We start from the raw sequence: 17,085 nt of genomic DNA, 5'->3' as shown, positions 1-17,085 counted from the left end.
ACCGTGCACCCGTGGAACGGAGAGTGGCTGTGAAGATCCTGATCAGCGCCGACATGGAGGGTGCCACGGGGGTGACCTGGCCCGCCGACGTCCTGCCCGGCACCCCCCAGTGGGAACGCTGCCGTTCCCTGTTCACCTCCGACGTCAACGCCGCCGTCCTCGGCTTCTTCGACGGCGGCGCCGACGAGGTCCTCATCAACGAGGCGCACTGGTCCATGCGCAATCTGCTGCTCGAACAGCTCGACGAGCGCGCCCAGATGCTCACCGGACGCCACAAGTCGCTGTCCATGGTGGAGGGCGTCCAGCACGGCGACGTCGACGGCATCGCCTTCGTCGGCTACCACACCGGCGCCGGTTCCCAGGGCGTCCTCGCCCACACCTACCTCGCCAACTCCATCACCGGCGTATGGCTGAACGGAGCCCGCGCCGGCGAGGGACTGCTCAACGCCCATGTCGTCGCCGAGTACGGCGTCCCCGTCGTCCTCGTCACCGGCGACGACCTCACCTGCGAGGACGCGCTCGGCTACGCGCCCGGCGCCCTCAAGGTCGCCGTCAAGGACCACGTCTCGCGCTACGCGGCCGTGTGCCGCACCCCGGCCAGGACCGCGTCCGAGATCCGGGCCGCCGCCAAGGAGGCCGCCGCGCTCGCCGTGCGGCACGAACCGGTGCGCGGCGGACCCTTCACCGTGGAGCTGGAGTTCGACGCCGAGCACCTGGCCGCCGCCGCGACCGTCGTCCCCGGCGTCGCCCGCACCCACGGCGAGAGGCGCGTCGCGTACACCAGCGAGACGATGTACGAAGGCATTCGCACGTTCAAGGCGGTCACGACGATCGTCTCCGCGGCTGTGGAGGAGCAGTATGGCTGACGTGACGACGACGCCCGTGGACGCCCAGGCCCTCGACGAAGTGGTGACGTTCACCTCCGAACTCATCCGCATCGACACCACCAACCGCGGCGCGGGCGACTGCCGCGAGCGACCCGCCGCCGAATACGTCGCCGAGCGGCTCGCCGCCGCCGGACTCGAACCCGCCCTCCTGGAGCGGACACCGGGCCGCACCAACGTCGTGGCCCGCATCGAGGGCGACGATCCCTCCGCCGACGCACTCCTCGTCCACGGCCATCTCGACGTCGTCCCCGCCGAGCCCGCGGACTGGACCGTCCACCCCTTCTCCGGCGAGGTGCGCGACGGGGTGGTGTGGGGCCGCGGCGCGGTCGACATGAAGAACATGGACGCGATGGTCCTCGCCGTCGTACGGGCCTGGGCGCGGCACGGCATCCGGCCCCGGCGCGACATCGTGATCGCCTACACCGCCGACGAGGAGGCCAGCGCGATCGACGGCTCCGGCTATCTCGCCGACAGCCACCCCGGCCTCTTCGAGGGCTGTACGGAGGGGATCAGCGAGTCCGGAGCCTTCTCCTTCCCGGTCCCCGGCATGACGCTCTACCCCATCGCGGCCGGTGAACGCGGCACGGCCTGGCTGAAGCTCACCGCGCGCGGCACGGCGGGCCACGGCTCCAAGGTGAACCGGGCCAACGCGGTGACCAGGCTCGCCGCCGCCATCGCCCGGATCGGCGAGCACGAGTGGCCGGTGCGGCTCACCCCCACCGTACGGGCGGCCCTCGCCGAACTCGCCGTGCTGCACGGCATCGACACCGATGTGCACGCGCCCGGCTTCGACGCCGACGCGCTGATCGCCAAGCTCGGTCCCGCCGCGGCCCTGGTCGAACCGACGGTGCGCAACAGCGCCAATCCGACGATGCTGGCAGCCGGTTACAAGATCAATGTGATTCCCGGTCAGGCCACCGCGTACGTGGACGGCCGGATGCTGCCCGGTGCCGAGGACGAGTTCATCGCGACCATGGACCGGCTGACCGGACCGGACGTGGACTGGGAGTTCCACCACCGCGAGGTACCGCTCCAGGCGCCCGTCGACTCCCCGACGTTCGCCAGACTGCGCGCCGCCGTCGAGCGGTTCGACCCGGACGGCCGCACCGTGCCGTACTGCATGCCGGGCGGCACCGACGCCAAGCAGTTCTCCCGGCTCGGCATCACCGGCTACGGCTTCTCCCCGCTGAAGCTGCCACCCGGCTTCGACTACGCGGCCATGTTCCACGGTGTCGACGAACGCGTTCCCGTGGAGGCCCTCCACTTCGGCGTCCACGTGCTCGATCACTACCTGCGAAGCGCCTAGGCCCTGTCCGGCCGATCTTGCCGGGCTCGCGTGCCCTGGCACGCACGCTCGCTGCGTTGTCGTCAATCGCCGACGCTCCGCGTGGACTCAATCCTCCGCCTTGCGATCGCACGCACCAGACCCCGCTCGCTGATCCGGCCTGATCGACCGGACAGGACCTAAGGAGAAGCGGCACATGGTACCCACCGGGCCCTACGGAACCTGGCCCTCGCCGATCGGCGCCGCCCTCGCCGCCTCGCACGACGGGCAGCCGGACCACCTCGGCATCGTCGGCGACGAGGTGTGGTGGACCGCGCCACGCCCGGCGGAGGGCGGCAGGCGCACGCTGATGCGCCGGCGCCCCGACGGCCGCGAGGATGCGGTGCTGCCCGCACCCTGGAACGTGCGCAGCCGGGTCATGGAGTACGGCGGCCTGCCCTGGGCCGGGACCGGGCGGGCCGACGGCGGTCCGCTGATCGTCTTCGTCCACTTCCCGGACCAGCGGTTGTACGCGTACGAGCCGGACCTGCCCGGCGCGCGGCCGCGTCCGCTCACCCCCACCGCGTCCGTCGGCGGCGGACTGCGGTGGGCCGACCCGCAGTTGCGGATCGAGCAGGGCGAGGTCTGGTGCGTCCTCGAGGAGTCCACCGGCGAGGCGCCCACCGACGTACGCCGCGTGATCGCCGCCGTGCCGCTCGACGGCTCGGCCGCCGACGACCGCGGCGCCGTCCGCGAACTCAGCGACGACCGGCACCGCTTCGTCACCGGCCCCAAGGTGTCGCCCGACGGCCGGCACGCCGCCTGGATCGCCTGGGACCATCCGCGGATGCCGTGGGACGCCACGGTCGTGATGCTCGGCGAGGTGACCGAGGGCGGACCGTTCACGGAGGTGCGCACGGTCGTCGGCGAGGCGGACGAGTCGGTCTGCCAGGTCGACTGGGCCCCGGACGGCTCCCTGCTGTTCGTCTCCGACCGTGCCAACTGGTGGGAGCTGCGCCGCATCCGTCCGGCGGGCGCCGCCTTCGGCCACGCCGCCGTCCTGTGCCCGGGCCGGGGCGAGGAGTTCGGCGGGCCGCTGTGGAAGATCGGCTCGCAGTGGTTCCATCCCCTCGACAACGGGCTGGTCGCCGTCGTCCACGGCAGGGGCACCACCGCGCTCGGGATACTGGATCCGGAGACCGGTGAGCTCGTCGACGCCGCGGGCCCGTGGAGCGAATGGGCCGCCACGCTCGCCGTCTGCGGCGACCGGGTGATCGGCGTCGCCGCCAGCCCGCGCAGCGCGTACGAGATCGTCGAGCTCGACACCCGCACCGGCCGGACCCATGTCATCGGCAGCGCCCACGACGACCCGGTGGACCCCGCGTACTACCCCGAGCCGCAGATCCGCACCTTCACCGGCCCCGACAACCGGGAGATCCACGCCCACATCTACCCGCCGCACAGCCCGGACCGGGTCGCACCCGACGACGAGCTGCCGCCGTACGTGATCTGGGCGCACGGCGGCCCCACCGGCCGCGCCGCGCTCGTACTCGACCTGGAGATCGCCTACTTCACCTCGCGCGGCATCGGCGTCGCCGAGGTCAACTACGGGGGCTCCACCGGCTACGGCCGTGCGTACCGGGACCGGCTGCGCGAGCAGTGGGGCGTGGTGGACGTCGAGGACTGCGCGGCCGTCGCCGAGGCGCTGGCCGACGAGGGCACGGCCGACCCGCGGCGTCTGGCGATCCGCGGCGGCAGCGCCGGCGGCTGGACGGCGGCCGCCTCGCTCGCCACAACGAGCGTGTACGCCTGCGGCACGATCATCTATCCCGTCCTGGACCTGCTCTCCTGGGCGAGCGGAGAGACGCACGACTTCGAGTCCCAGTACCTCGAATCGCTCGTCGGCCCGCTCGCCGAGGTCCCCGGCCGCTACCGGGAACGGTCGCCGCTCACCCACGTGGACGGCATCACCGCACCGTTCCTGCTGCTTCAGGGCCTGGACGACGTCATCTGCCCGCCCGCGCAGAGCGAACGGTTCCTGGCGCAGATGGCCGGACGCGGCGTCCCCCACGCGTACATCGCCTTCGAGGGCGAGGGGCACGGCTTCCGCAGAGTGGAGACGATGGTCCGCGCGCTGGAGGCCGAACTGTCCCTGTACACCCAGGCCTTCGGCATCACCCGGTCCGACATCCCCGCGCTGGAGCTCAGGAAGTGACGAGTGAACCGCTCAGCCGGCCCGCCCGGCTGAGGCCGGGCGCCAGGGTCGCCGTCGTCGCGCCCAGCGGTCCCGTGCCGGACGAGCGCCTCGACGCGGGCCTCGGCATCCTGCGCGCCTGGGGCCTCGACCCCGTCGTGATGCCCCATGTCCGCGAGACGCACGACCGGTTGGGGTACCTGGCCGGCGACGACGAGGCCCGCGCCCGGGACCTGACCGAGGCGTGGTGCGATCCGTCCGTCTCCGCGGTGATCTGCGCCCGCGGCGGCTACGGTGTCCAGCGCATGGTGGATCTGGCCGACTGGACGGCGATGCGGGCGGCGGGCCCCAAGGTGTTCGTCGGCTACAGCGACGTGACCGCACTGCACGAGGCGTTCGCCGTACGGATGGGGCTCGCCACGCTGCACGGGCCGATGGTGGGCGCGGTCACGTTCCTGAAGGACGCCCGCACCCAGGAGTCGCTGCGGGCCACCCTGTTCGAGCCGGAGTCGGTGCGCACCGTCGAGGGACTGCCGCAGGCCCGCACGATGGCGCCGGGGAGGGCGGGCGGTGTCACCCTCGGGGGCTGCCTCGCCCTGCTGGCCGCCGATGTCGGCACTCCGCACGCCCGGCCGTCCGCCCGTGGCGGGCTCCTGCTGCTGGAGGACGTGGGGGAGGAGGACTACCGCATCGACCGCATGCTCACCCAACTGCTGCGTTCCGGATGGCTGTCGGGCGTCGGCGGGGTGCTGCTGGGGTCGTGGGCCGAGTGCGGGCCGTACGAACAGGTGCGGGCGGTGCTGCTCGACCGGCTGGGAGGACTCGGCGTACCGGTGGTGGAGGAGTTCGGCTTCGGACACGGCGAGACGGCGCTGACGATGCCGCTCGGCGTACCGGCCACGCTGGACGCGGATGCCCGGACGCTCACGCTGGAGGTACCGGCGCTGCTCTGACGGCCGGTTGACGCGGCGGAAGGCCGGAGGCCGCTGCTGAATTCCCGTCAAGAAGTCGCTGCACGAGCGTTGACCTGTGTCCGACGCGTGTCACAGCATGGGCGCGGCCACCTACTTACTGGTCGGTATGGCGTCCTCGATGTGGAGGTCCTCGTGTCACGTGCCCTGCCCGGAAGCCGCAAGCCTCTCGTATGGGCCGCGGGGACGGCGCTGCTCGCGCCCCTCGCCCTCGCGTCCCCCGCCACGGCCGCCGCACCGGCCGGCGAATTCACGGTCACCGCACTGAAGTTCACCGTCGAGGCGGGCGGCAGGACCTGCGTACTCGACGCCGACCTCTACCGCCCGGCCGGCGTCGGCGCCCACCGGACCGCTCCAGCCGTGCTCACCACCAACGGCTTCGGCGGCAGCAAGTCGGACGGAACGGCGGACACGGCCAAGGCGTTCGCCGCACGCGGCTACGTCGCATTGGCGTACTCCGGACTCGGCTTCGGCAGGTCGGGCTGCCTCATCTCCCTCGACGACCCGGACATCGACGGCCGGGCGGCCTCCCGCCTGATCGACTTCCTCGCCGGCACGCGCTCCGCCGACGACGGCACAGTGATCGACTTCGTGACGAAGGACGGCCGCGGCGATCCCCGGCTCGGCATGATCGGCGGCTCGTACGGCGGCGCGATCCAGCTCGCCACCGCCGCCGTCGACCGCCGGGTGGACGCACTCGTCCCCCTGATCACCTGGAACGACCTCAACCGCTCGATCGATCCGAACAACGCCAGGGGCACGACCGTCCCCGGCGCCTTCAAGTGGCAGTGGGCGGACGGCTTCTGGCTCATCGGCGAGGGACAGCCGCTGACCAACCCGAGCCTCGACCCGTCCCGCTTCAACTCGCTCGACTGCCTGCACTTCGTCGCCCAGGCCTGCGACACACTGCGCCTGCTCAACTCCGGCCGCTACCCGGCCGACCGCGTCGACGACATGCAGAGCTTCGCCCGCAGCGTGTCACCCGTCTCCTACCTGTCCCGGGTCGAGGCACCCACCCTGCTCGTCCAGGGCCAGGCCGACAGCCTGTTCACCCTCAACGAGGCGCAGGCCAGCTACGAGACGCTCAGGGCCCAGGGCACCGAGACCAAGATGATCTGGCAGTCCTGGGGCCACAGCGGCGGCATGACGGACCCCGCGTCCGGCGAGCTCAACATCGGCGAGGGCAACCTGGAGACCAGCTACGTGGGGCGGCGCATCCTCGCCTGGTTCGACCGGTACCTGCACGCGAACGCGAACGCGGACACCGGTCCCGCCTTCGCCTACTACCGCGACTGGCAGAGCGGCTACGGGGAGGCGCGCGCCGTCCCGTCCCTGTCCCAGAAGCTCTACCTCTCCGGCGACGGCAAACTCGTCGACACCCGCGCGAAGGTCGCCCGCGGCAGCCGCACCTACGCCAACTGGCTCGTGCCCACCAGTCACTCCGAGTCGTCCCTGTCCGGCATCGTCGGCCTGCCCGACCCGCAGCCGTACGACACTGCGGGTACCTGCCTGGGCTGGCGCAGCGAACCGCTGAAGGCCCCCGTCGACGTGGTCGGCGCGCCCAGGGCCCGGCTCAAGGTGGTCTCGCCGAAGACCGAGCGCGTGCAGCACTCGAACGACGCGGCCGACAAGCTGGTGCTGTTCGCCAAGGTCTACGACGTCGCCCCGAACGGCACGAAGACCCTCGTCAACCGCCTGGTCGCCCCCGTCCGGGTACCCGACGTGACCAGGCCGTTCACCGTCGACCTGCCGGGCATCGTGCACCGCTACGAGGCGGGCCACCGGCTGGAGTTCGTGATCGCGGCGAGCGACACGGCGTACTTCGGCAACCGGGGCGTCAAGCCGGTGACGGTCGTGAGCGCGCCCGAGGACACGGGGGTGCTGGAACTGCCGGTGGTGCGGGGAAAGGTGTCCTGACGGGGGCTCCGAGGACCGGTGTCCGTCATGACTTGTACGGTGGACGAGGCGCGGCACTGATCAGACAGAGGGGGACGGCAGTGCTCAGGCACGACTACCGGTTCGCACCGTGGGGAACCGACTGGTGATCCGGCTCGGCAAGAACGGCCTGGTGGCCGTCTCCGTGTTCTTCGTCGCCCTCTCCGGCTACACGGCCACGGAGCTCATCCAGCGGAGCGCGCCATCCGTCACGCCGCCGTCGCCGTACGCCTCGCAGGAACCGGCCGACTGCGGCACGCCGGAACTCGAACCCGTCCGCTGCCCGGCCGGCGGGGGAGACGGCTGCCCGGACCCTACGCCCTCGCAGAGCGGCAGCGCCACTGCACCGGCCGAGGCCATGCCCGCGCCCACCGGGACCTACTCGGCCCCGATAGGCGACGCCCGCTTTGTCGTCTGCGTGGAAGCCACGTACCCGGAATGACCGGCGTCACAGCGGGAGCAGGGCCGGGCTGGCTAACAGCGCGCGCACAGAGTCCTTGACCTGGTCTTGGACGGGTGCATGCGTCTTTGTTTCCACCGCGCGATAGAGCCGCTCCGAGAAACCAATCTCGGGAAGACGCTGCCCATTGAAGTAGCGCGACAAGGTCGAGGGGTCACCGCCCAGCATCTCCGCCAGCTCGACGTAGGTCATGTCGAGACCGGTGTAGAACTCGCGCAGCCGGGTGACCCAAGCGGCCATTTCTGGGCCGAGCTTGCTGCTGAGAGGCTTCAGACGCCGTCCTGGCCGTGAATCGTCCATCCCCTCAACAACTCCCTCCGCAGGGCATCCTGCCAAGTTTTGTGTTGCCGCTCGTCGGCAAGATCGCCGATCGGGTTTGTTGGCCCCCGCAACAAGATCCGCATTGCGAGATTCGTGTCGTTCCCACATAGACGACACGGAGGCATGCGTGGAGATGATCAATGGGTTGATCGAGTTGGGCACCGCCGTGTTGAACCTCACTGTGGCAGCGGTCGCGACAGGCATGGCCGTACGCGCCATCAGCGCCGATCCGCTCGATGACGGGAACCGTGCCTCCGGCCGAGTGACGTGTCGTCGCCCACTGACACTTTCGTGTCGCCCGACAACATCCGCGCGACCTTGCGGACGCGCTACGGCCCAGACCGTCTTGGTGAACTGGTTGTTCACTGTGTGACCCCAGTGCCGTGCATACGCCCCGAGGAGCAGCAGCCCGCGCCCCGAAGTCGCCGCGGTCGACGGGGGCTGTCCACGTCAGGGACTCCAAGAGCACGGCCCGCCCGGGACTCCACGTCTCCCGGGAGAGCCGGGTGCGGAGGGAGAGCACATGCCCATCAGTCACATCACCTCACGGCTCGTCGCTGCCGCAGTCATTGCAGGAGGCGCCGTCGCCCTCGCCGCAACACCAGCCTCGGCAACCGACGCATACCCGGGTAGCAACGGCTCGCCAGGCAGCGGGGCCGTGGCGGACTACTACGAGGGCAAGGCGCCCTGGGGAATCGCGCCCGCAGGCGACAACGGCTCTTGACCAGCTTCTCGACCATGACGGGCCGACGAGTTGGCGCCTGGTCAAGCCCTCTGGTGGCACTGGGGTGTGGCGCGTGGACTCGATACAACCGGGGGGCTACGACGTCCCTCCCGTCGGCATCGTCAACGGCTCGCACGTCGGACACACCGCCCACGTCCATTGCCAGTGGTGACGCGGGTATGCGCCCACGCCTGACGCACACCCGACCGCCGCCGGAGCCACCGGCGGCGGTTCGGTGTCGTGCGGCCGTCCGCGACCGGACTCGCGACGCGCGTCAGCGCAGCGCCGCGTAACCCGGGCGGATCACCTCGTCGATCAGACGCTGCCGCTCCGGCAGCGGCAGGAACGCCGCCTCGGCCGCCGCGACCGTGAACTCCTCGAAGACCTCGGGGCCGTAGCCGAACGCCTCCGCCATGTGCACGAACTCCAGGCTCATGTCCGTCCCGGACACCAGGCGGTTGTCGGTGTTCAGAGTGACGCGGAAGCCGAGGCGGCGCAGCAGGTCGATCGGGTGGGTGTCGTACGACTTCGCCGCGCCCGTCTGGAGGTTGGAGGTCGGGCAGACCTCCAGCGCGATGCGGTTGTCGCGCACGTACGAGGCGAGGTGGCCGAGCGTGGCCGTGCCGTCGTCGTGGACCGTGATGTCGTCGGTGATGCGCACCCCGTGGCCGATGCGCTCGGCACCGCAGACCTGCACCGCCTCGTGGATCGACTCGGCGCCGACCGCCTCGCCGGCGTGGATAGTGAAGTGGCAGTTGTGGCGCTTGAGGTGCTGGAACGCGGGCAGGTGCCGGGCCGGCGGGTTGCCGATCTCGCCGCCCGCGATGTCGAAGCCCGCGACGCCGCGCTCGCGGTGCGCGACGGTCAGCTCGGCTATCTCCAGCGAGCGGTCGGTGTGCCGCATACCGGTGAGCAGTGCGCGCACCGTGATGCGCCCGCCCGCGCGCCGCTCGCCCTCGCGCAGACCCGCGTTCACCGCGTCCACGACCTCGTCGAGCGTGAGCCCGCCCTCCTGGTGCTGCTCGGGGGCGTACCGCACCTCGGCGTACACGACGCCGTCCGCGGCCAGGTCCTCCGCGCACTCGGCCGCGACGCGCTCCAGCGCCTCGCGGGTCTGCATCACCGCGCAGGTGTGGGCGAACGTCTCCAGGTAGCGCTCCAGCGAGCCGGAGTCCGCGGCGTCGCGGAACCAGACGGCGAGGGCTTCCGGGTCCTCGGTGGGAAGGGCCCGGTAGCCGCAGGCACGGGCCAGCTCGATGATCGTGGCGGGGCGCAGACCGCCGTCGAGGTGGTCGTGGAGGACCACCTTGGGAGCGCGCTGGATGTCAGACAAGTGCATGCATCGGGAGTGTACGGCACCTCCCGCCGATGCGGGAGGCGCGTCAGTTCGACTGGAGGACCGGCAGGGCGGGCGCACCCGTCGGCAGCATGTGCTTGGCCGCCAGGAGCGGGACGCCGTCCACCCGCACGACCTGCGTGACCAGCACGGCGGGCGTGTCCGCCGGGCGCCCCAGCTGCTCCCCGCGGCGCCGGCCGAGCAGCGTCGCGCTGATCCCGCTGTGCGCGGTCAGCGGCGTTCCCCGTGAGGCTGCCGCCAGCACCGAGAGCATCGAGGAGGGCGCCTGCGGCGCCGACCGCAGCGCCTCGGCGAAGTCCGGATGGTGCCGCTGAAGGGTCTCCTCCGCGGCCGCCCACTCCTGGCTGAGTGCCGCCGCCGCACCGTCACCGGTCAGCAGCGACTCCCAGAAGCGCAGCTCCGCCGCGGCGGGCGCGAGCAGGTGCTGGGTGGTGAAGTCGGTGGGCTCCTCGACGGTCCGCAGCAGGGGCCGCACCCGCAGCGCCCGGCCCGCGCCCAGCAGGTCCTCCAGCGGCTGGATGTGCTCGTAACCGCGCCTGGGCGGGCTGTCGTTGACCGTGCGGCCCACGCCCCTGCGCACCGAGAGCAGGCCGTCCTCCTGGAGCAGCAGCAGCGCCTCGCGCAGGGCCGGCCGGCTCACGCCGAGCTCGGTGGCGAGCCGCGGCTCCGAGGGGAGGGTGGACCCCGGCGGATAGGTGCCGTCGTGGATGGCGTCCGCGATCCGCTCGTACAGGACCACGACCGGTCTCCGCTGCTGCCCGCTGACTGCCACTGGCCCTCCTCGGCTCACTTGTCAGCAAGTTATGCGAGCGCGCGCCCCCGGAGCAACGCGGGGCCGCCCGGTCCTGCCCGGACGGTACGGGCCCGTTGTGCGTCACGTCACGAAGGGCTTGACGTTCTACGCACGTAGATTCCACCCTGTGGTGCACAGCTTGTCTGACAAGGCTGCTGTACCTGTTCCATCGAGGCATGACATCCAAGGCAAAGGGGCCGACATGTCGACCACGCTCGGCCGGAGGCGTTCCGGGTCCGAATCCGATCTCGCGGGCCGGGGCCCGATGCTGCTGGCCATGGTCCTGGCCGTGCTCGGCTACCAGATCAACGCGACCATGCTCAGCCCCGCACTGCCCGATGTGATCGAGCGCCTCGGCACCACCACGGCGGCCGCGGGCCTCTCCCAGACGCTGTTCTTCCTCATGGCCGCCATCGGCCAGGTCACCCTGGCCCGCCTGAGCGACCAGCGCGGCCGCAAGCCCATGATGATCGTCTGCGCGTTCGTGCTCATCGCGGGCAACCTGCTGTGCGTCTTCGCCCCGAACATCGAGATCTTCATCGCCGGCCGCATCCTGCAGGGTGTCTCCGCCGCGATGTTCACGCTCGCCTTCCTCACCCTGAACCAGCTGCTGAGCCCGGCCGGCTTCGGCAGGGCCGCGGGCGTCATCACCGCCGTCAACGGCGGACTCGCCGGTGTCGACGCCGTCGCCGGCGGCCAGATCGCCGACACGATCGGCTTCCGCGGCATCTTCGTGTGCTCCACGCTCATCGCCGTCGCCGGCCTGATCGGTGTCCGCAGGTACGTACCCGACGTGCCGCCGACCACGGCGGACGCCCCCTTCGACGCGCGCGGCATCACCGCCCTGTCGATCGGCCTCACCGGTGTGCTCGTCGGCCTCGCCCAGGGCGCGGCCTGGGGCTGGACCTCCCCGCTGACCCTGGCCTTCCTGCTCGGCGGACTGCCGGCCCTCGTCGTCTTCGTCGTCTCGCAGAAGTCCGCGGCCAACCCGGTCATCGACATCGACGTGCTCGCCTCCCGCCGTGCCTGGCCGCTGCTGCTCACCACGATCTGCACCCTCGGCGGCGCCTTCGGCGCGATCGCGCTCACCATCCCGCTGTTCTCGCAGGACGCCCGGGTCGGCCTCGGCCTGTCCGCCGTCGCCGCGGCCTTCCTCTTCCTCACCCCCATCCAGCTCATCGGCGTGATCTCCGCGCCCCTCACCGGCCGGCTGGGACCGAAGGCCGGCTGGCGCCGGATCGTGGTGACCGGAGCGGTCGCCAACTTCGTGATCTTCGTCTTCGCCACGCTCTTCCTGCACCACGAGTGGATCCTCGTGGCCTCGCTCGCCGCGCTCGGCGTGACGTACGGCGGCTTCATGCTGACCGGTCTGAACGGCCTCGCCGTCACGACCGCGCCCAAGGACAAGCCCGGCTCGCTCTCCGGCCTGAACGGCGCCTGCTTCGGCATCGGCGCCTCGCTCGGCATCGCCCTGGCGTCGGCCATGATCACGGCGGGCAGCGACGCCCACGGGCCCACCGCGGCCGGCTACCAGCACGCCATGTACGCGGCGCTGGCGCTCCTCGGCATCGGCGTCGTCGCCTCCCTGCTCATCCAGCGGCCCGACCCGGCGGACGCCGAGGCCGACGGCGAGTCCCCGCTCGTGCTCGCCCACCACTGATCCCGGCGCTCCGGCACCGCGCGCCTCCGCCGTCGAACGGGGCTTCGCCCGGACTCGTCGGCCGCGCACGGTGCTGCGGCCCAGCCCCGTACCCGCCCGGCCCGGACAGCCCTTCGCCGCCAGAACCGCGCCTCCGGGGGCATGGGCGGGACCCCCGGAGCTGCTGCGGGCACCCCTGGCTTCGCCGAGGGCCCCTGCCACGGCCGCCAGGCCGTGCGGGAACCTGCGGCGCCTGCCGGGCACAGCGGAGGCTGACCTTCCGCGCCCGCCGGGGGTGGCGGAGCCGAACATGTCCCGCAGCCGCCGGGCGTAGGCGCAGGGCCGGGGCGGTGCCCCCAGCGGACGCCGCCGCAGCCCAGGGCCGGGGCACGGCGGACGCCGCCGTCCCCGGCCCCGGGGCATCACCGCCGCTAGGCTGGCGCGATGCCGCCGACACCCGCCTCCCGCGCCGTGACCGGCGCCCGGATCGTCCTGCGTCCCTTCACCCACGACGACGGGGCGGAGTTCACAGCACGCGCGCGGCAGAGCACCGGGCACCACCGGCCCTGGCTCTTCCCGCCGCTCACCGCGGACGCCTACGCCGCCTACGCGGGGCGGCTCATCGAGGACCCGGCGAGAGCCGGTTTCCTCGTCTGCGAACGAGACACCGGCGCCATCGCGGGCTTCATCAACATCAACAACATCGTCGAAGGTGCGTTCCTCAGCGGCGCGCTCGGCTACGGCGCCTTCGCCCACGCCGCCGGACGCGGCCTCATGGGAGAGGCACTGCGCCTCCTCCTCGCCCACGCCTTCGGCCCGCTCGGACTGCACCGCCTGGAGGCCAACATCCAGCCGGGCAACACCGCCTCCATCGGCCTCGTACGGTCGGCCGGATTCCGGCTGGAGGGTTACTCGCCGGACTTCCTCCACGTCGACGGCGCCTGGCGCGACCACGAACGCTGGGCGATCACCCGCGAGATGACCGCGCCCTCCGGTCGTTGATCCGTTCCGTCAGGCCGCCTTCTGGTCCACGTACTCGAAGACCGACCCGTCCGGGTGGACGGCGATCAGGTTGCGCCCCACCGGGGTCGGCACCGGACCGGCGACGACCTGGGCGCCGCCTGCGGTGAGCGACTCGTACGCCTCGTCCACGTCCTTCACCGCGATCGTCGCCGCCACCTTGCGCAGCACCTCGAGCTCCGACTCCGGACCGCTCATCAGCAGGAAGCAGCCGATCGCCGCGACACGGACGCCGCCCCGCTCGAAACGCAGCGGCGGCGCGCCCGTGAGCCGCTCGTAGAAGGCGGCCGACTCCTCGAGGTCGTCGACGCAGATACGAAGAGTGGTTCCGAGGATCTCCATGCACAGGAGGGTAGTTGGGGGCGGAGGGCCCTGTCAGGTGCCCCACGAGACGCTCAGACGCGGCACAGGATCTCGCCGTGCGGGACCAGGAACCAGGCGTCGTCCTCGGCGCCCCAGGCGCGCCAGGCGTCGGCGATCGCGGCGAGCTGCCCGGCGCCGGCATGGCCGCCCTCCACCGCGATCCGCGCGTACACCGAGGCGGTCGTGCGGTCCGCCCACAGACCGCTCCACCACGCCCGCTCCTCGGGCGTCGCGAAACACCAGGTACCCGCGGTCGCCGTGATGTCGGTGAAGCCCGCGGCGCGGGCCCAGGACAGCAGCCTGCGGCCGGCGTCGGGCTCGCCGCCGTTGGCGCGCGCCACCCTGGAGTACAGCTCCTGCCACTCGGTCAGTACCGGCAGTTCGGGGAACCAGGTGAAGGCGCCGTAGTCGCTGTCGCGTGCCGCGACGACGCCGCCGGGACGGCACACCCGGCGCATCTCCCGCAGAGCCTGCACCGGATCGCCCACGTGCTGCAGCACCTGGTGGGCGTGGACGACGTCGAAGGAGTCGTCGGGGAAGTCGAGGTCGTGGACGTCGGCGACCGCGAAGCGGACGTTGTCGAGACCGCGTCCCTCGGCGTGCGCACGGGCCTGTGCCAGCACGTCCTCCGCGGCGTCCACCGCGGTGACCCGTCCCGGCGCGACGAGTGCGGCGAAGTCCGCCGTGATCGTGCCCGGTCCGCAGCCGACGTCCAGCACGTCCAGCCCCGGCCGGAGTTCGCCGAGGAGGTACGCCGCGGAGTTCTCGGCGGTCCGCCAGGTGTGCGAGCGCAGCACGGACTCGTGGTGCCCGTGGGTGTAGACGGCGGTCTCCTTCGGCATGGCCGCTCTCCTTCGCTGAGGTGGGTGCCCACCGTATCGCGTGCGTTCTGAATGGCGAGATGTCTATCTCGAATAATGGACAGAGGTGCATTGGGCGGTGGGCCGGACAACGGCCCCCGCCGGAGGAGACAATCGGCGGATGGCAGAGACCTGGAACCCGACCGCGCCCGGCGTGCTCCGGCTCCCCTCCGGCAGGCTCGTCCGGGGCCGCGGCCTGCGCCGCCCGCTGCCCGAGGGGCAGCGGCCGCAGTTCGCCGTGTACCTGCTGGGCAAGCAGCCGCCGCACGCCGACTGGGAGGCGCGCTGGCTGCGCTGGCCGGACTTCCGCCTCCCCGCGGACCGCGACCAGGCGCGCGAACTGCTGCGCGAGGCGTGGGAACGGGCGACGGCCGAGCGTGTCGAGATCGCGTGCGGAGGCGGCCGCGGCCGGACGGGAACCGCCCTGGCCTGCCTGGCCGTTCTCGACGGCGTCCCGGCCGGCGAGGCTGTGGCGTACGTCCGTGCCCACTACGACCGGCACGCCGTGGAGACACCGTGGCAGCGGCGCTACGCCTGGCGCTTCGCGGACGCCGCGAGAACCTGAACGGAAGGGCCCCGGCGACCAGCACCCCCGTGGCCGGCCGCCGAAGCGCGCTGTGCCATGGTGCGGGACGCGAGGGGAGCACGTCGATCCGATTTTTCCGGGCGGTAGCCGTCCCGCCCGGAAATCGTCGTCTCCCGGAGCCGTTTCCGGCCGGCCCTCAGAGCAACTCCTGCGGCCGGTAGACCGTCAGCGCGCCCACCAGCTTGTCCACCGTCAACTCGGGTGGAGACGGGGCCACTTCGCCGTCGTACGCCAGCGGTGTGCCCGGCGCGAGACCCCCGATGCGCACGTGGCGCAGCTGCCGGGCGGCGTGCACCGGCGACCGCTTCAGCCTGCCCGCGAGTGCGGCGCCCAGCAGCCGCCAGCCCGGAGCCCGCCCGCCGTGCACCACGCGGACGTCGAGCAGACCGTCCGCCAGATCGGCGCGGTGACCGGGGGTGGGGCCGACGCCCCGGTACACCCCGTTGCCCGCGAACAGCAGCCACATCGGGCGGCGCCGCCCCTGCACCTCGGCCTCCAGCGGATGCTCGCCCCGCAGCACCCGGGTCGCCGCCAGCACACCGGCCGGCCAGGCGCCGATCCGGGGCGACCAGCGCTCCCGGACGCGCACCAGCTCGGGATACACGCCCAGGCTGAACGTGTTGAGGAAGTAGCCGGGGGCCGCGCTGCCGCCGGGCCCCGGAGTGAAACGGCCCAGGTCCACTCCGACGGCCTCCCCGGCCTCCACCGCCCGGCAGGTGTCGCGGACGGACTCTATGCCCAGGTCGTACGCGAAGTGGTTGAGCGTGCCGCCGGGGAAGACCGCGAGCGGGAGGCCGTTCTCGGCGGCCACGGCGGCCGCCCGGTTGACCGTGCCGTCACCGCCGACGATTCCCAGGGCCCGGGCGCGGCCCGTGGTCTTGGCGAGCTGGGCCGCCAGCTCGTCGGGGGCGCATTCCACGACCTCCGCGAGCGGCAGTTCGCTGCGCACCTCCGCGGCGCAGTCCGCGGATCCCGACTCGCGGTTGACGACGACCACCAGGCCGTCACCGCCCCGCAGCGCGGGCGCCTCTGCCGCGGGGCGGGCCGGTGCGGGCAGCTGGGACCGCGTCGGCACGAGGCCGCGCACCGCGAACGCGGCGCCCACGCCGAGCGCCGCGCCCACGAGCACGTCGCTCGGATAGTGCACGCCCGTGTAGACGCGGGAGAACGCGACGGACGCGGCGACCGGCGCGACGGCGGCGCCCCAGCCCCTGGACTCCAGCGCGACGCCGGTGGTGAAGGCCGCGGCCGACGCGGCGTGCCCGGAAGGGAAGGACGTGGTGAACGGATGCCGTTTCAGCTGCCGTATCACCGGCACGGCGTCGAGCAGGGGCCGGTTCCTGCGGACGGAGCGCTTGCCGACGGTGTTGATCAGTGCCGACGCCACCGCGAGGGACGCGACGCCCCGCACCGCCGCCCGCCGTGAGCGTGCCCCGCGTCCGGCCAGGGCGATTGCGGCTGCCGTCCCGAACCAGAGCAGCCCGTGGTCGGCGCTCCTGCTGAGCCGCGGCAGGACCGGTTCCGCGCCCGGCCAGGCGCGCTCGGCGACGGCACGGTGCAGCTGCCGGTCCCAGGCGCCGAGGAGTGCGGCGATCCGCCCGCGGAGGTGCGTGATTTCCTGTGCGTCGACTTCTGGCATGCCTCGCGGATACCCCAGGGGTGCGCGCCCCACGCCGTGCCCGACCCGTCCGGCCCCGCGCAGGCGGTCGTG

At 72.4% G+C, this 17,085-nt stretch carries 15 protein-coding genes; 9 read left to right on the top strand and 6 right to left on the bottom strand.

Annotated features, from left to right (window positions below):
- The first annotated feature begins 29 nt into the window (after window positions 1-29).
- The 6 genes from QFZ82_RS08640 to QFZ82_RS08615 all read left to right on the top strand — a co-directional run bounded on the left by QFZ82_RS08640 (window position 30) and on the right by QFZ82_RS08615 (window position 7,693).
- Window positions 30-866 (top strand): M55 family metallopeptidase, encoded by an 837-nt coding sequence (locus tag QFZ82_RS08640; protein ID WP_307717664.1) that lies wholly within the window; start codon window positions 30-32, stop codon window positions 864-866.
- Window positions 859-2,193, top strand: coding sequence for a M20/M25/M40 family metallo-hydrolase (locus QFZ82_RS08635; protein ID WP_307712584.1), 1,335 nt, complete (start codon window positions 859-861; stop codon window positions 2,191-2,193). The genes QFZ82_RS08640 and QFZ82_RS08635 overlap by 8 nt, the downstream gene beginning before the upstream one ends.
- 175 nt (window positions 2,194-2,368) lie before the next feature.
- Window positions 2,369-4,366, top strand: a complete 1,998-nt coding sequence (locus QFZ82_RS08630; RefSeq protein ID WP_307712583.1) for a prolyl oligopeptidase family serine peptidase — start codon at window positions 2,369-2,371, stop codon at window positions 4,364-4,366.
- Complete coding sequence (locus tag QFZ82_RS08625; protein ID WP_307712582.1) at window positions 4,363-5,298, top strand: LD-carboxypeptidase; 936 nt, start codon at window positions 4,363-4,365, stop codon at window positions 5,296-5,298. The genes QFZ82_RS08630 and QFZ82_RS08625 overlap by 4 nt, the downstream gene beginning before the upstream one ends.
- 141 nt (window positions 5,299-5,439) lie before the next feature.
- A complete protein-coding gene (locus QFZ82_RS08620) occupies window positions 5,440-7,233 on the top strand; it encodes a CocE/NonD family hydrolase (RefSeq protein ID WP_307712581.1) in 1,794 nt (597 codons plus the stop codon).
- Window positions 7,234-7,342: 109 nt separating this feature from the next.
- Window positions 7,343-7,693 (top strand): hypothetical protein, encoded by a 351-nt coding sequence (locus tag QFZ82_RS08615; RefSeq protein ID WP_307712580.1) that lies wholly within the window; start codon window positions 7,343-7,345, stop codon window positions 7,691-7,693.
- 6 nt (window positions 7,694-7,699) lie between these two features.
- Here the strand turns inward: QFZ82_RS08615 and QFZ82_RS08610 are convergent, their stop codons facing one another.
- From QFZ82_RS08610 to QFZ82_RS08600, 3 genes are all read right to left on the bottom strand, one after another.
- Window positions 7,700-8,011, bottom strand: a complete 312-nt coding sequence (locus QFZ82_RS08610) for a helix-turn-helix transcriptional regulator (RefSeq protein ID WP_307712579.1) — start codon at window positions 8,009-8,011, stop codon at window positions 7,700-7,702.
- 1,019 nt (window positions 8,012-9,030) lie between these two features.
- A complete protein-coding gene (locus QFZ82_RS08605) occupies window positions 9,031-10,095 on the bottom strand; it encodes an adenosine deaminase (protein WP_307712578.1) in 1,065 nt (354 codons plus the stop codon).
- Between the two features lie 43 nt (window positions 10,096-10,138).
- On the bottom strand, window positions 10,139-10,885 hold the full coding sequence (locus tag QFZ82_RS08600; RefSeq protein WP_307712577.1) for a GntR family transcriptional regulator: 747 nt from the start codon (window positions 10,883-10,885) through the stop codon (window positions 10,139-10,141).
- Window positions 10,886-11,108: 223 nt separating this feature from the next.
- Between QFZ82_RS08600 and QFZ82_RS08595 the strand changes: the two genes are divergently transcribed.
- A complete protein-coding gene (locus tag QFZ82_RS08595) occupies window positions 11,109-12,566 on the top strand; it encodes an MFS transporter (protein ID WP_307712576.1) in 1,458 nt (485 codons plus the stop codon).
- 423 nt (window positions 12,567-12,989) lie between these two features.
- Window positions 12,990-13,547 carry a GNAT family N-acetyltransferase gene (locus QFZ82_RS08590; protein ID WP_307712575.1) on the top strand — a complete coding sequence of 186 codons (558 nt, stop codon included), beginning with the start codon at window positions 12,990-12,992 and terminating at the stop codon, window positions 13,545-13,547.
- A gap of 9 nt (window positions 13,548-13,556) precedes the next feature.
- Here the strand turns inward: QFZ82_RS08590 and QFZ82_RS08585 are convergent, their stop codons facing one another.
- Together QFZ82_RS08585 and QFZ82_RS08580 are read right to left on the bottom strand one after the other, a co-directional pair.
- Window positions 13,557-13,907, bottom strand: a complete 351-nt coding sequence (locus tag QFZ82_RS08585; protein WP_307712574.1) for a VOC family protein — start codon at window positions 13,905-13,907, stop codon at window positions 13,557-13,559.
- 53 nt (window positions 13,908-13,960) lie between these two features.
- On the bottom strand, window positions 13,961-14,770 hold the full coding sequence (locus tag QFZ82_RS08580) for a methyltransferase domain-containing protein (protein WP_307712573.1): 810 nt from the start codon (window positions 14,768-14,770) through the stop codon (window positions 13,961-13,963).
- Between the two features lie 139 nt (window positions 14,771-14,909).
- Between QFZ82_RS08580 and QFZ82_RS08575 the strand changes: the two genes are divergently transcribed.
- The gene (locus tag QFZ82_RS08575; protein WP_307712572.1) at window positions 14,910-15,353 is read left to right on the top strand and encodes a protein-tyrosine phosphatase family protein; all 444 of its coding nucleotides are present in this window, start codon (window positions 14,910-14,912) and stop codon (window positions 15,351-15,353) included.
- Window positions 15,354-15,510: 157 nt separating this feature from the next.
- On the opposite strand, the gene QFZ82_RS08570 is transcribed toward QFZ82_RS08575, so the two are convergent.
- Window positions 15,511-17,013 (bottom strand): bifunctional phosphatase PAP2/diacylglycerol kinase family protein, encoded by a 1,503-nt coding sequence (locus QFZ82_RS08570; protein WP_307712571.1) that lies wholly within the window; start codon window positions 17,011-17,013, stop codon window positions 15,511-15,513.
- Window positions 17,014-17,085: the final 72 nt, after the last annotated feature.

The sequence above is a fragment of the Streptomyces sp. V4I23 genome (assembly GCF_030817975.1).
In the GTDB taxonomy this organism is placed as follows: Bacteria; Actinomycetota; Actinomycetes; order Streptomycetales; family Streptomycetaceae; genus Streptomyces.
This window is presented reverse-complemented; position numbering and strand designations above follow the sequence as displayed.